Origin of the sequence: Streptomyces sp., from assembly GCF_036524955.1 — a bacterium.
In the GTDB taxonomy this organism is placed as follows: Bacteria; Actinomycetota; Actinomycetes; order Streptomycetales; family Streptomycetaceae; genus Actinacidiphila.
The window spans coordinates 16109-30746 of record NZ_DATDBG010000025.1; the positions used below are offsets into that span (position 1 = coordinate 16109).

Genomic DNA, 14638 nt, shown 5'->3' on the forward strand with positions numbered 1-14638 from the left:
CCCTGCCCAAAGGGCCAACTTCCGCATTACCCTGGACAGATGCCGGACGATGACGAGTTCGCCTCCGTAGTCCTCGACGAAGATTTCGTACGGTCCGCCCTGTTCCATGAGCCCACAGCCACGGAACGGATGCTTGCCGTCGCCGAAGGTCCCGCGCTACCGCCCGGCCGCCCCGGACGGCATCCCAGCCGGTCCGCCGCCGTCCCCGAACTGGACGACGACGAGGCCCCCGACTCCGACGAGCTGTACCCGGCAGGGCACCCCTACCGCGGCAGCAGCACCCGCTGGCACCGCCCGGTCGCCTGGGCGCTCGCCGTGGTCATGGGCATCGGGGTGGTCGCCCTGACGTTCGCCGCCGTGTACCGCGGGGCGGGCGGCGGGCGCGACCTGCCCCCACCGCCCACCGGTCCGGTCGGCACGCGCACCATGCCGCCGGTGGCCACCACGCCCCTGCCCTGATCTCCTGTCAAGTTGACCGGTACCGGGGCGTTTATTCGCGCGCTCAGAGACTTAACCTTGTGATATGAGCGGGCCTGGAGACCCTCCCGAGGGCACGCCGGAGGGCGCCCCGGGAGGCGGTGACGACGAGTACCGATCCGTCGTATTCGACGAATCGTTTGTCAAGGCTGCCCGGATCCAGGAGTTCTCCGCACGTGAGCGGCTGGACGGGGCCGCCCGGGCCGTGCGCATCCGGCATGTGCTGCCGCGCGGCCTGGCGCGGCAGGCGGTCGCCCTGATCCTGCTCATCGTGGTGGCCTTCGGTTTCGCGGTGTACATGGGGGTGCGGCATCCGTACCGGGCCCGCACGCCGGTCACCAGCGAACAGTTGCAGGTGACCGTGATCCCGCTGGTACCGACCGGCAAGGTGTCGGCGGTGTCCGCCGCCGCGCCCTTCGACGGCGGTCGGGCCGAGCACTACCGGGTCGGCGAGGCCGGCCTCACCCTGCCCGCGGTGCGCCGGGTCGGCGACTTCGCCCAGAGCGAAGTCGATCAGGCGTTCGAAACGGCTCGGGAGTACCTGGCCGACTCCTCGCTGGACCCGAAGACCGTCCTGAACGGCGACGTCGGTGCGGTCCGCAACCTGCTCGACCCGGGCCAGCTCGACCAGTTCGACGCCAGCCTGACCCGGCCGGCCGCCGACGGCAGACACGAGGCCACCGGCTGGCTGGTCCGCTTCGACCCGAAGGCGCAGGTCCGGCTGGTCACCGACGACATCCGGGTGCACGGCACGCTCCAGGCCGGCGAGACCCACGACAACCGGCTGGAGATCGCTGCCGACCACACCTTCGTCTACGCGCTGCGCGGCCCCGCCGCCTCGGACGAGGTGTCGCTGTTCACCGTGCGGCGCCAGGTGCGCTTCCGGTTCGACCACGACGACCTGCGCCAGCACCACATCGAGGTGGTCCAGGCAGACGTGGCCGCCGGGCCGCTGGCCTGCACCGCCGTCCAGGGCCACTTCCGGCCGATACTCGCCGGGCAGAGCGCACCGGGCTCCGTGGCCGGCGCCGACCCGTACGACCACGACCGCCCGGTGGGCGCGGTGTGCGCACCGCTGACGGAGGACGCGGCGAGCGGCGCGACGCCGGGCGGTCCGAGCGGCGGAAGGAGCGCACCGACCGGCGTGACGCCGGCCCTGGCCGATCGGTCTCAGCGGTTGTGGCCGGTCCCGACCCTTTGACGCGGGCACGGATCTCCCCGCCGAGGTACCCGGGCGCCACCCGCCGGGCCGCTCGTGGCCGGGAAAACGGTGTCGGACACGGTGAGTTCGCGCAGTGAGCCCCCGGCCCGCCGATCGGTACATACTCTGGACCGCGGAGCCTGGCTGAAATTTCCCGGGACCCCGCCCGTACCATGTGCGCAGAGCTTCCCACCCGTTCCCCGAGTCGCAAAGGGTCCCGCTGATCATGTCGCCCGTCGCAGCCCACACCCTGATCACGCTCGCCGAGTCCGGCGGGGGTCACCACGACAGCCTCAGCCCGTACCTGACCGGCTTCGGCGCGCTGGGCGCCCTGCTCCTGCTGCTGTGGATCACCACCCGCTTCAACCGGGACTAGCATGGCCGCCGCGAAACAGCGCATCGGTGTGATGGGCGGTACGTTCGACCCCGTCCACCACGGGCACCTGGTGGCCGCGAGCGAGGTGGCGAGCCTCTTCCACCTCGACGAGGTGGTGTTCGTGCCCACCGGGCAGCCCTGGCAGAAGGAGACCCGCAAGGTCTCGGCGGCCGAGGACCGCTATCTGATGACGGTGATCGCCACCGCCTCCAACCCGCAGTTCTCGGTCAGCCGCAGCGACATCGACCGCGGCGGGCGCACGTATACCATCGACACGCTGCGGGACCTGCGCGCCGAGCACCCGACCGCGGACCTGTTCTTCATCACCGGCGCCGACGCCCTGTCGCAGATCTTCTCCTGGCGTGACGCCGAAGAGCTTTTCGGGCTGGCCCATTTCATCGGCGTGACACGTCCGGGGCATACGCTGTCCGACCCGGGCTTCCCCGAGGGCGGGGTCTCGCTGGTGGAGGTCCCGGCGCTGGCGATCTCGTCGACCGACTGCCGCCAGCGGGTGGCCAAGGGGGACCCGGTCTGGTACCTGGTTCCGGACGGTGTGGTGCGCTACATCGACAAACGCGCGCTGTACCGGGACGCCACCGGGTAGTGCGCCGTACGAAACACGTGAAGGGGTCCTCGTGAACGACGCAAACCCCCGCCGGCACTACGCCGAGGGCGGTCCCGACGACGAGAGCGACCCGTACGAGCAACCTCCCTATTACCAGCAGCAGCAGTACGGTTACGACGCGTACGGGCGGCCCACCGCGCCGCCGCCCTTCCCGCAGCAGCAGACGTACCAGGACCCGTACGGACGCACCGCAGCCCAGGCGCCACAGCAGCACACGTACGAGGACCCGTACTACGCCGATCCCTCCCGGACCTACGCCGGGCAGCAGCAGGGCTGGATCCCGCAGCAGCCGCAGCAGCCGTACTACGAGCAGGCGCCGCAGCAGGGGTACGGCGCCGGGCCGCGGCCGGGGTACGAGACCGGGCAGCAACCCGCCTACGACCCGGGCCGGCAGGCGGCGTACGACCCGGGCCGGCAGGCGGCGTACGACCCGGGCGGGCACACCGCGTACGACCCGGGCGGGCACACCGCGTACGACACCGGGCAGCACGCGGTCCACGACACCGGCGGGCAGCCCGCGTACGACACCGGGCAGCACGCGGCAGTCCACGGGACCACCGGCCGGCCCCAGGCGGTCGCCGAGGCCGCGCCGACCGGGCCCCTGTACCAGACCGAGCAATTCGCCTTCGTGGACGAGGAATCGGAGGAGTCCGAGGAGGTCATCGACTGGCTGAAGTTCTCCGAGTCGCGGACCGAGCGGCGCGAGGAGGCCCGGCGGCGCAGCCGGAACCGCAGGGTGGGGCTGGTCATGGTGCTGGTGCTCGCGCTGGTCGGCGGCGCCGGCTACCTGTGGCAGCAGGGGAGGATCCCGGGGCTGAACACGGAGGAGTCCGCGACCGCGACCGCGCCCGCCGGCAGCCAGAAACGCGATGTGATCGTGGTCCACCTGCTCCCGGTGAACGGCGGGCCCAGCGCCACCGCGCTGCTGGTGGAGAACGAGACCAAGGGCCGCGGCACCACCGTGCTGATCCCCAACTCCCTCTCGGTGACCGGCGACGACGGTTCCTCGACCACCCTGGCCACGTCGGTCGCCGACGGGGTCGGCCCGACCAGGGACGCGCTCAACAACCTGCTCGGCACCGACATCAAGGGGAGCTGGCGGCTGGACTCGCCGTACCTGGAACTGCTTGTGGACTCCCTCGGTGATGTCTACGTCGACACCGACACCGTGGTGAAGGGCACCTCGGGCAAGGAGAAGGGCAAGACCCTGGTGGCGCGCGGCAAGCAGCAGGAGCTCAACGGGCAGGCGGCGGTCGCGTACGCCACGTACCGGGGGCCCGGCGAGACGCAGCTCGCCCAGCTCGGCCGGTTCGGGCAGGTCATGCAGGCCGTACTGAAGAAGATGCCGAGCGACGCGCTGGACGCCACCAAGACCGTGCAGGCGCTCAGCCAGATCCTCGACCCCTCGCTGACCGACAAGCAGCTCGGCGCCTCCCTCGGGCGACTGGCCGAGCTGGCCAAGACCGGCGCCTACGACACGGCGACGCTGCCCGTGCAGAAGGACGGCACGCTCGGCGCCCAGGGCACCGACCCCGTGGTCAAGGACGTGCTCGGCGGCAACGTCAAGCAGCGCGGCGGTGCCTCCGCGCAGGCCAGGGTGCAGATCACGGACGCCACCGGGATGTCGCAGGCCGCCGCGCTGGCGCAGGCCGCGATCGTCAACGGCGGCACGTACACCTATGTGCCGGGCGGCAGGGCGAGCGACCCCAGGGCGCTCTCGCGGGTGCTGTACGCCGACCCGGCCCGGCTCGCCGCCGCGAAGGACGTGGCCGCCACGCTGGGGCTGCCCGCGAGCGCCGTGCGCAGGGGGACGCTGCCGTCCAACGCCGACATCTCGGTGGTGCTGGGCCAGGACTACCATCTGCCGGACTCCCAGTAGCGGCGCGCTGCCGCGCGGTGACCGAAATCCGGTCGGGGGCTGTCAGAGGGTCGTGAGACCCTTGAGAGACAAGCCCCCGACCGGAAAGCCGTATCCGTGACCGCCACTGACCGTTCCATCGAGCTGACCCGCAGTGCCGCGCAGGCGGCCGCCGACAAGCTCGCGCACGACGTCATCGCCTACGACGTCAGCGATGTGCTCTCCATCACCGACGCCTTCCTGGTCGCCTCCGCGCCCAACGATCGCCAGGTCAAGGCCATCGTCGACGCCATCGAGGAGACCCTGCTCAAGGAGCTGGACGCCAAGCCGGTGCGGCGTGAGGGCGAGCGGGACGGTCGCTGGGTGCTGCTCGACTACATCGACATCGTGGTGCACGTCCAGCACTCCGAGGAGCGGGTCTTCTACGCCCTGGAGCGGCTGTGGAAGGACTGCCCGGAGATCGCGCTGCCCGAGGACGCGATGGCCACCCGCGGCAAGGGCGCCGAGCACGCCCAGGCGCGCTCTGCGGCGGCGGACGACGACGGAGACCCGCGCTGAGCGCGCCGCGCGGCCGGGGGCGCCGCATCGTGCTGTGGCGGCACGGCCAGACCGCCTGGAACCTGGAGCAGCGCTTCCAGGGCACCACCGACATCGAACTGACGGCTGCGGGCGTCTCCCAGGCGCGCCGCGCCGCCCGGCTGCTCGCCGCCCTCACCCCCGACGCGATCGTCTCCTCCGACCTGCGCCGGGCCGCCGCCACCGCCGCCGAGCTCTCCGCCGTCACCGGCCTGCCCGTCACCCACTACGAGGGCCTGCGCGAGACCTACGCCGGCGTCTGGCAGGGCCTGACTCACACCGAGATCAACGAGCGGTACGGGGACCAGTACGAGGCGTGGCGCCGCGGCGAGCCGGTGCGGCGCGGCGGCGGCGAGCTGGAGACCGAGGTCGCCGACCGGGCCGCCCCCGTCGTCCTGGCCGCGGCCGACAAGCTGGACGACGGGGGTGTCCTGGTCGTGGTCAGCCACGGCGGCACCATCCGCACCACCATCGGCCGGCTGCTCGGCCTCGACCCGGCGAGCTGGGAGTCCCTCGGCGGCCTCTCCAACTGCTCCTGGTCGGTCCTCGGCGAGGGCGCCCGCGGCTGGCGACTCACCGAGCACAACGCGGGCTCGCTGCCGGAGGCGGTGCTGGGGGACGACACGTAGGCCCTCCGGGGCCCGGCGGGCCTCCCGCGGGGCTTTGGGTGGGTCGCCCAGCGCGGCTCGGGCGGGGTGCCGGTCCCCCCGAGTCCGCTGCCGTTGCGGCCCTCGCACCGCGCCGCCGAGCCGATTTCGTTTCCGGTCCGCTCACCGGCTATGCTTCTACCCGTCGCCGGGGATTCCGGCAGACGCGGGGCTGTAGCTCAGTTGGTAGAGCGCTTGCATGGCATGCAAGAGGTCCGGGGTTCAATTCCCCGTAGCTCCACACAGCAGGACGCTTTGTCGAAGCCCTGTCGGTGACCACCGGCAGGGCTTCCGCCTTTCGCGGTCAGGACGAGGCCGGTTCGCGATCAGCGGGGGCCCGGTGCGGCTGCCACGCCCTGGCCGCCGTGGAGGAGTCGGCCGCGGCCCGGGGCCACGGTGGGCCGGCGGTGGGGCCGAGGGGGAGCCGAGAGCCGGGTGGCCCCGCGGGTCCGGGGGCGCGTGCCGGGCCCTACGTGTCCAGCACCGGGTAGTCGGTGTAGCCGCGGTCGCCGCCGCCGTAGTACGTGGCACGGTCCGGCGTGTTGTACGGGCCGCCCGCGTGCAGCCTGCGGGGCAGATCGGGATTGGCGAGGAAGAGGGCGCCGTACGACACCATGTCGGCGGTGCCGTCCTCGACCAGGGCCAGCTCCTCCGGACCCGACGGGCGGCCCACCGTAAGGGCGTTCAGGATCAGCACACCGGTGAACCGTTCGCGCAGGGCCGCAGTGAGGGTCCGGTCGGCGGACTCCGCGATGTGCAGGTAGCCCGGGCCGATCGGCTCCAGCCCCTTGAGCAGGGCGAGGTACGTGGGGGCCGGCTCCGGCTCGTGCAGGTCGCCCAGCTGGTTGCCGGGGGAGACGCGCAGGCCCGTACGGTGTGCGCCGATCGCGTCGGCCACCGCCCGGACCAGCTCCACCGCGAACCGGGAGCGGCCCTCGGGTCCGCCGCCCCACGCGTCGGTGCGCACATTGGAGTTGGGGGCGAGGAACTGGTGCGCGAGGTAGCCGTTGGCCGCGTGCACCTCCACGCCGTCGAAGCCTGCCGCGATCGCGTTGCGGGCGGCTTCGGCGTGGTCCTCGACGGTCCGGCGGATGCCGTCCTCGTCCAGCTCCCGCGGCACGACGAACCTCTGGGGCCCGTCGGCCGTGTGGACCGCGCCCCTGGCGGCCACGGGGGAGGCGCCGACCGGGACCAGCCCGTCCGGGAGCAGGGACGGGTGGCCTGTCCGGCCGGTGTGCATCAGCTGTGCGAAGACCGTGCCGCCGGCCGCGTGCACGGCGTCGGTGACCTTGCGCCAGGCGGCGATCTGCTCCTGGCTGTGCAGCCCCGGGGTGTCGGGGTAGCCCTGGCCGACCGGAGAGGGCCACGTGCCCTCGGTGACGATCAGCCCGGCGGAGGCGCGCTGCGCGTAGTACGTCGCGGTCGCCTCGGTGGGGCTGAGCCCGGGACCGTACGCGCGGCTGCGGGTCATCGGCGCCATGACGATACGGTTCGCGAGGCGGCGGCCGGCCAGGTCGATGGGGTCGAACGCGGTGGTCAAGGACGGTCTCCAGGCTCGTGATTGAGGTCCGAGCGTCAGCCGCGCCCACCGTAACCCGGAAACCCCGCAGGATTGTTGACAGTTCATGAACTCCGGTGCCGGGTGGCGGGGTCCCGGGGTTCGACCCCCTGGTCACCGCCGGAATACCCCCGTTCGGCGGTCGACCCGCGCCCCGAGGGCGTGGTGTACAGCGCGCGAACGGCGAGAGCCCCGGCCACCGCCAGGAACGCCAGCCCCGCCAGGGGGTACAGCGCCGACAGGAGCATCTGCGCGGGCTGCTGCCGCAACTCCGGCCGGGCGTGGCCGTGCGGGACGAGCCAGATCGCGTAGGAGCAGAAGACCACACCGGCCGCCACCGTGCCGGCCAGCCACCGCCGGTCGTGGCGCCGTACCGCCTCCGCGGCCAGCAGGACCACCATCGGCACCGCCCACACCCAGTGGTGCGTCCACGACACCGGGCTGATCAGCAGCGCCGTCACCGCGCAGGCCACCGCCGCCCAGGCCGGGCCCACGGCAGCCGGTCCCCGGCCAGCAGCGCGGCGACCCCCACCGCGAGCCCCACCACCGCCACGACCGCCGCCGCGCACAGCCACCCGGTGCCCGGGGCCGCGGTGTGCGCGAGGCGGGCGACGACACCCCGCAGCGACTGGTTCGCGACGTTCCCGGCGAACCCGGGCCGGTTGGCGGTGACGACGACGCCGGTCCAGTAGCGGCGGGAGTCGGCCGGCAGCGCGGCCGCCGCCACCGCGACCGTACCGGCGAAGGTCCCCGCCGCCACCAGCGCGCGGCGCAGGTACGGGGTGCCGCGCACGAGCAGCCCGGCGGCGCCCAGCATCACCACGAACAGAGCGGGCGTCAGCTTGATCCCGGCGGCGACGCCGATACCGACCCCGGCCCACCGGTGTTCCGCCCTCCGGGTCAGATCCCACAGCACGAGCACCGCGAGCAGAAGGTTGATCTGCCCGTACCGCACGGTCGCCCACACCGGCTCGCACCACACTGCGAGCGCGGCCACCGCCAGCACGGCGGGCACCCGCGCGGGCCGCCCCACCAGCCGCAGCGACAGCGCGCTCAGTGCCACCACGAGCAGCAGGTTCGCCGCGGTCGCCGCCGTCCGCATCGCACCGGTCCCCACCCACGTCAGCGGCACGAACATCAGCCCCGCGAACGGCGGATACGTCATCTTCAGCTGCGCGTGCTCCACCCGCAGCGCGTACAGGTTCCCGCCGGTCCGTACCGTCCACCCCGCGGCCCGGTACACCATGACGTCCAGCAGCGACACGTCCACGGCCCGCTGCGCCACCCACACCCCGGCGAACGACACCAGGCACCCCACCACGGCCCACCCGGCCCACCGCCGCTCACCCACGCCGCCCCTTCCCTCTCCACCCGCGGAACCCCGAGGTCGGAGCCCTCCCACCCCCACAGAACCGATTTGCCGAACCGCCCCCGCCGCGATGTAAAGTGTCCCGAGTCGCCGGGCCCGCCCGCCGGCACCACGCGGGGCTATAGCTCAGTTGGTAGAGCGCTTGCATGGCATGCAAGAGGTCCGGGGTTCGAATCCCCGTAGCTCCACTCCCCGCCTTGCCGCGCACGAGACTCCGATGGACCTGTCCGGGCGTGGCGCGATACGGCGCCCCCGTCACCGAGGATCTCCCGCAGCACGGAAGCAGCCGGACGGCTCGACCGGCCGGCGCGCTGCTCAGGCGTGAGTGGTGTCGATGACGCAGAAACGGTTGCCCTCGGTGTCGGCGAGGACCACGAAGTCGGGGTCCTCGGGGTAGAGGTCCCAGTCGACGCGGCGGGCGCCAAGAGACACCAGCCGTTCGACCTCGGCGGCCTGGTCGGCGGCGTCACCCGCGTACAGGTCCAGATGGACCCGTGGGTACTCCTGCACCGGGGTCTCGCTGAGCCCGAGCGACAGCTGGAACCCGACTCCGTCCGCCGGCACCAGCACCACCCAGTCCTCCTCCGGCTCCTCGCGCGGTACGTACCCCAGCGCCTCCGTCCAGAACGCGGCGGCGCGCCGCACGTCCGAGACGCCCATCACCACGGATCCGATCCTCAGCACACGCCAAGGGTGACAGAGCCCCCTGCCGTGTCCCGGGAACTTCGCCACCGTGGTCTGCGGGTGTCCCCGAGGCCGGGAGAGTCCGACACTCCCTCCGCCACCCACCGGGCCCGGCCTGCGGCCGGTCTCGCCGCAGCCGGTTCGAGGTCCAGGCGTGCTCTCATCGACCGGTCATCGGCGGACGGCGTCCCCAGGGCGCCACATGTGTCGCTCGGATCGGCTCGCGTCGGTCCCCGGGGCGTCGTCGAGGTGGTCCGGGGGTGGCCTGATCGCTGGTCAACTCCCCGCCCGTGAGGGTTCCTTGACCCGCTCTTGGAAAACCCATGCCCCTGGCATGAACTGATCAGCGAAAGAGTGTCGCTTCGCGGTGCGCGTCGTACGCATAGCGGCGACCGCGCCACCGCGGCACGCGACAACTCGCTTCGCATGGGGGTTACATGAGACTTGAGCGCAAGAGAACCCGCGCCGCACTGGTGGCAGCCGCCGCGCTGCCGCTGGTCGCCGGCGCGCTCGCGCTTGGCACCCAGTCCGCGACGGCCGACCAGCCGGCGCGGCAGCTCCTCAAGGGCACCAGACCGGCCTGGGCGACCGCGAAGGCGGACAAGGGCGCGACGGCCGACTCCGGCAAGGTGACCGTGCGGGTCTACCTGGCCGGCCGGAACGCGGCGGGCCTCGCCGCCTACGCCCGGTCCGTGTCCGACCCGGCCTCGGCAGCGTACGGGCACTACCTGACGCCGGCCCAGACGCAGGCGAGGTTCGGTGCGACCAAGGCCCAGACAGCCGAGGTCACCGCCTGGCTGAAGTCCTCCGGGCTGAAGGTCATCGCCGTGAACCGGCACTACCTCACCGCCACCGGTGAAGTGACCGCCGCCGAGAAGGCGTTCGGCACCCAGCTCCACGACTACGCCAGACACGGCCACACCTACCACGCACCCACGGCCACGGCCTCCGTGCCCGGGTCGCTGGGGGGTGCGGTGCTCACCGTCACCGGCTTGGACAACGCGCCCAAGCTGTCCCGGCACGACGACAAACTGCCCGGCCCCGGATCCGCGTTCGTCAACTCCGGCCCGTTCTCGTCGTACTACGGGTCGAACGTCAACACCAGCCTGCCCGCCGCTTTCGGCACCCAGGCGCCGTACGCGATCAAGGGCTACACGGGCAAGCAGCTCCGCGCGGCCTACGGCGCCGGCTCCTACACCGGCAAGGGCGTCACGGTGGCCATCACCGACGCCTACGCCTCGCCGACCATCGTGGCCGACGCGAGCAAGTACGCCTCGCTCCACGGCGACAAGCCGTACAAGCCGGGCCAGCTCAGCCAGGTCCTGCCGCGGCACTACAACTCCACCGACCTGTGTGACGCGTCCGGCTGGTACGGCGAGGAGACCCTCGACGTCGAGGCCGTGCACGCGGTCGCGCCCGACGCGGGCATCGTCTATGTCGGCGGTGCCTCCTGCTTCGACGACGACCTGCTCGACGCGCTGCACAAGGTCGTCGACAGGCACCTCGCCGACATCGTCTCCAACTCCTGGGGCGACATCGAGGAGAACGAGACGCCGGACATCGCCGCCGCCTACGACCAGGTCTTCATGGAGGGCGCGGTCCAGGGCATCGGCTTCTACTTCTCCTCTGGCGACTCGGGCGACAACGTCGCCTCCACCGGTACCAAGCAGGTCGACACGCCCGCGAACTCGCCGTGGGCCACCTCGGTCGGCGGTACGTCGCTGGGTGTCGGTGCCGGTGACACGTACGAGTTCGAGACCGGCTGGGGTACGCAGAAGGGCCTGCTCTCCGCCGACGGCACGAACTGGGCCACGCCGGTGTACACCTCGGGCGCGGGGGGCGGCACCAGCAAGCTGTACGCGCAGCCGTCCTACCAGCGCGGCGTCGTACCCGACTCGCTGGCGCTGGCCAACGGCGGCACCGTCAAGCAGCGTGTCGAGCCCGACATCGCTGCGGTCGCCGACCCCAACACCGGCTTCCTGGTGGGCCAGACCCAGACGTTCCTCGACGGATCCGTCACGTACGGCGAGTACCGCATCGGCGGCACCTCGCTGGCCGCGCCGGTCATCGCGGGTGTCCAGGCGCTGACCCAGCAGGCCCGCGGCGGCGTGCCGATCGGCTTCGCCAACCCGCTCATCTACTCGCGGTACGGCACCGCCGCGTACCACGACGTGACCGACCACCCGTACGGTCCCGGGGTGACGCTGTCCGAGGTCCGCGTCGACTTCGCCAACGGTGAGAACGCGGACGACGGCACGATCACCTCGCTCCGGGTGCTCGGCCGGGACTCCTCGCTGGTCGCCACCCCCGGCTACGACGACGTCACCGGCGTCGGCACACCGACCGGGCACTACGTGAAGACGTACGGCCGCCGGCGGTAAGGGACGTGCGGCTGCCGAGGCGCGGTAACGCGTGGCGGTAGCGGGAGGGCTCGACCGGTACTCCCCTGGGCGGGGCCGACCACCGATTCCCCGGTGGCCGGCCCCGGCGTGCGGTCGTACGACCACCGTACGTGTCCGGGCGCCCGGCGCGATCCCCGGTGCGCGCCCCGGCGCCGCTACGGTAACCTGGCCTTATGCGAGCTGTGAGCCTCCTGCTTAGCGAGCCGCGCTGACCACGAACCACGTCAGTGCGGCACCCCTCCTGCGCGAGGGGCTTTTTTGTTTCCGCGGGCAGAACCGGCAGATTGGTCTCCGCGGGCAGAACTGGCAGACCGGCAGACCGGCACAGGCTTCCCGGCCGCAGCCGTCATGACATCGATGGAGTACCGAGGACGATGAGCGACACCACCCCGGCCGCCGAGACGGCTGCCGCGCCCCACCGCTACACGGCCGAGCTGGCCGCCGGGATCGAGGGCCGCTGGCAGGACTACTGGGACGCGAACGGGACCTTCGCCGCGGCAAACCCCGGCGGGGAGCTGGACGACGACCCCGAGTCGGCCGCCCGCCCCAAGAAGTTCATCATGGACATGTTCCCGTATCCCTCGGGCGCGGGACTGCACGTCGGCCACCCGCTGGGCTACATCGCCACCGACGTCTTCGCCCGATTCCAGCGCATGACCGGCCACAACGTGCTGCACACGCTGGGCTTCGACGCGTTCGGCCTGCCCGCGGAGCAGTACGCCGTGCAGACCGGCACCCACCCGCGGGTCTCCACCGAGGCCAACATGGTCACCATGCGGGCCCAACTGCGCCGGCTGGGCCTGGGCCACGACCGCCGCCGCTCCTTCGCCACGATCGACCCCGGCTACTACCGCTGGACCCAGTGGATCTTCCTGCAGATCTACAACTCCTGGTACGACACCGCGGCCGACCGCGCGCGCCCCATCGCCGACCTGATCGCCGCATTCGAGGCGGGCACCCGCAGCACTCCCGACGGGAGGGCGTGGGCGGCGCTGACCGAGGCCGAGCGCGCCGACGTCCTGGGCGGGTACCGGCTGGCCTACGCCGCCCAGTCCCCGGTCAACTGGGCTCCCGGCCTGGGTACCGTACTGGCCAACGAGGAGGTCACCGCGGACGGCCGCTCCGAGCGCGGCAACTTCCCCGTCTTCAAGGCCAACCTGCGCCAGTGGATGATGCGGATCACCGCCTACGCCGACCGGCTGCTGAACGACCTGGACGCGCTGGACTGGCCCGAGGCGATCAAGCTGCAGCAGCGGAACTGGATCGGCCGCAGCGAGGGCGCCCGGGTGGAGTTCCCCGTGCACGGTGCCGCCGACGGCGAGTACAGGATCACCGTCTTCACCACCCGCCCCGACACCCTGTTCGGCGCCACCTACATGGTGCTGGCCCCCGAACACGACCTGGTCGACACGATCGTGCCCGCCGCCTGGCCGGCCGGCACCCACGAGGTGTGGACCGGCGGCCACGCCACCCCCACCGACGCGGTCGCCGCCTACCGCAAGCAGGCCGCGGCCAAGTCGGACGTCGAGCGCCAGGCCGAGGCCAAGGACAAGACCGGCGTCTTCACCGGCGCCTTCGCCGTGAACCCGGTCAGCGGCGAGCCGGTCCCCGTCTTCATCGCCGACTACGTCCTGATGGGCTACGGCACCGGCGCGATCATGGCCGTCCCCGCCCACGACACCCGCGACTTCGCCTTCGCCCGTGCCTTCGAACTGCCGATGCGGTGCGTGGTGGAGCCGACCGACGGACGCGGCACCGACCCGGCGACCTGGGACGACGCCTTCGTCTCGTACGACGCGAAGATCATCGACTCCACCGGTACCGACTCCGCCGGTGCCGGTGTGTCGCTGGACGGCCTGGGCGTGGTCGATGCCAAGGCCGCCATCACCGCCTGGCTGGCCGAACGCGGCATCGGCGAGGGCACGGTCAACTACCGCCTGCGCGACTGGCTGTTCAGCCGCCAGCGCTACTGGGGCGAGCCCTTCCCCGTCGTCTACGACGAGAACGACGTCCCGCACGCGCTGCCCGAGTCGATGCTGCCCGTCGAACTGCCCGAGGTCGACGACTACAGCCCGCGCACCTTCGACCCGGACGACGCGAACACCTCCCCGGAGACCCCGCTGTCCCGCAACGCCGACTGGGTCACCGTCGAGCTGGACCTGGGCGACGGCCCCAAGCGGTACCGCCGCGAGACCAACACCATGCCCAACTGGGCCGGCTCCTGCTGGTACGAGCTGCGCTACCTGGACCCGAACAACGACCGCGAGCTGGTCTCCCCACAGGCCGAGGCCTACTGGATGGGCCCCCGCGAGGGTCAGCCGGCCGGCGGCGTCGACCTGTACGTCGGCGGCGCTGAGCACGCCGTGCTGCACCTGCTGTACGCCCGCTTCTGGCACAAGGTGCTGTACGACCTGGGGCACATCTCGTCCTTCGAGCCGTTCCACAAGCTGTTCAACCAGGGCATGATCCAGGCGTACGTCTACCGGGACGCGCGCGGGATCGCCGTGCCGGCGGCCGAGGTCGAGGAGCGCGGCGGCGCCTACTTCTACCAGGGCGAGCAGGTCTCCCGGCTGCTGGGCAAGATGGGCAAGTCCCTGAAGAACGCGGTCACTCCGGACGAGATCTGCGCCGAGTACGGGGCGGACACCCTGCGCCTGTACGAGATGGCGATGGGCCCGCTGGACGTCTCGCGGCCGTGGGACACGCGCGCGGTGGTGGGCCAGTACCGGCTGCTGCAGCGGCTGTGGCGCAACGTCGTCGACGAGGCGACCGGTGAGGTCACGGTCGTCGACGCCGAGCCGGACGAGGAGACGCTGCGTGCGCTGCACAAGGCCATCGACGGCGTACGCCAGGACCTGGAGGGTA

Annotated in this window: 13 protein-coding genes and 2 tRNA genes; 11 read left to right on the forward strand and 4 right to left on the reverse strand. The window is 72.2% G+C overall.

The window, feature by feature from the left end:
* Positions 1-39 precede the first annotated feature (39 nt).
* The 8 genes from VIW71_RS02160 to VIW71_RS02195 all read left to right on the forward strand — a co-directional run bounded on the left by VIW71_RS02160 (position 40) and on the right by VIW71_RS02195 (position 6001).
* Positions 40-459 (forward strand): hypothetical protein, encoded by a 420-nt coding sequence (locus VIW71_RS02160; RefSeq protein ID WP_331620125.1) that lies wholly within the window; start codon positions 40-42, stop codon positions 457-459.
* Between the two features lie 64 nt (positions 460-523).
* Positions 524-1678 carry a hypothetical protein gene (locus VIW71_RS02165; protein WP_331620127.1) on the forward strand — a complete coding sequence of 385 codons (1155 nt, stop codon included), beginning with the start codon at positions 524-526 and terminating at the stop codon, positions 1676-1678.
* 226 nt (positions 1679-1904) lie between these two features.
* Positions 1905-2054, forward strand: a complete 150-nt coding sequence (locus VIW71_RS02170; RefSeq protein ID WP_331620128.1) for a hypothetical protein — start codon at positions 1905-1907, stop codon at positions 2052-2054.
* A 1-nt stretch (position 2055) separates the two neighbouring features.
* Entirely contained in the window at positions 2056-2658 is a 603-nt protein-coding gene (nadD, locus tag VIW71_RS02175) for a nicotinate-nucleotide adenylyltransferase (protein ID WP_331620129.1), read from the forward strand.
* A gap of 31 nt (positions 2659-2689) precedes the next feature.
* Positions 2690-4558 carry a LytR C-terminal domain-containing protein gene (locus VIW71_RS02180; protein WP_331620130.1) on the forward strand — a complete coding sequence of 623 codons (1869 nt, stop codon included), beginning with the start codon at positions 2690-2692 and terminating at the stop codon, positions 4556-4558.
* A 96-nt stretch (positions 4559-4654) separates the two neighbouring features.
* Complete coding sequence (gene rsfS / locus VIW71_RS02185; RefSeq protein WP_331620132.1) at positions 4655-5095, forward strand: ribosome silencing factor; 441 nt, start codon at positions 4655-4657, stop codon at positions 5093-5095.
* Entirely contained in the window at positions 5092-5742 is a 651-nt protein-coding gene (locus VIW71_RS02190; protein WP_331620141.1) for a histidine phosphatase family protein, read from the forward strand. The genes rsfS and VIW71_RS02190 overlap by 4 nt, the downstream gene beginning before the upstream one ends.
* A gap of 186 nt (positions 5743-5928) precedes the next feature.
* Positions 5929-6001: transfer RNA gene (locus VIW71_RS02195), tRNA-Ala, on the forward strand.
* Between the two features lie 228 nt (positions 6002-6229).
* On the opposite strand, the gene VIW71_RS02200 is transcribed toward VIW71_RS02195, so the two are convergent.
* The 3 genes from VIW71_RS02200 to VIW71_RS02210 all read right to left on the reverse strand — a co-directional run bounded on the left by VIW71_RS02200 (position 6230) and on the right by VIW71_RS02210 (position 8669).
* Positions 6230-7300 carry an alkene reductase gene (locus tag VIW71_RS02200; protein WP_331620134.1) on the reverse strand — a complete coding sequence of 357 codons (1071 nt, stop codon included), beginning with the start codon at positions 7298-7300 and terminating at the stop codon, positions 6230-6232.
* 83 nt (positions 7301-7383) lie between these two features.
* Complete coding sequence (locus tag VIW71_RS02205) at positions 7384-7812, reverse strand: hypothetical protein (protein ID WP_331620135.1); 429 nt, start codon at positions 7810-7812, stop codon at positions 7384-7386.
* On the reverse strand, positions 7776-8669 hold the full coding sequence (locus VIW71_RS02210; RefSeq protein ID WP_331620136.1) for a glycosyltransferase 87 family protein: 894 nt from the start codon (positions 8667-8669) through the stop codon (positions 7776-7778). Before VIW71_RS02210 ends, VIW71_RS02205 begins: the two co-directional genes overlap by 37 nt.
* Positions 8670-8802: 133 nt before the next feature.
* Here VIW71_RS02210 and VIW71_RS02215 point away from each other — a divergent pair.
* A tRNA-Ala gene (locus VIW71_RS02215) sits at positions 8803-8875 on the forward strand.
* A gap of 127 nt (positions 8876-9002) precedes the next feature.
* Here VIW71_RS02215 and VIW71_RS02220 read toward each other — a convergent pair.
* Complete coding sequence (locus VIW71_RS02220) at positions 9003-9371, reverse strand: VOC family protein (protein WP_331620137.1); 369 nt, start codon at positions 9369-9371, stop codon at positions 9003-9005.
* A 437-nt stretch (positions 9372-9808) separates the two neighbouring features.
* Here VIW71_RS02220 and VIW71_RS02225 point away from each other — a divergent pair, with 437 nt between their 5' ends.
* Together VIW71_RS02225 and leuS are read left to right on the forward strand one after the other, a co-directional pair.
* Positions 9809-11752: a S53 family peptidase gene (locus VIW71_RS02225; RefSeq protein ID WP_331620138.1), complete on the forward strand. Its 1944-nt coding sequence runs from the start codon at positions 9809-9811 to the stop codon at positions 11750-11752.
* 395 nt (positions 11753-12147) lie between these two features.
* On the forward strand, positions 12148-14638 hold a 2491-nt coding region (gene leuS, locus VIW71_RS02230), incomplete at its 3' end, for a leucine--tRNA ligase (RefSeq protein ID WP_331620139.1).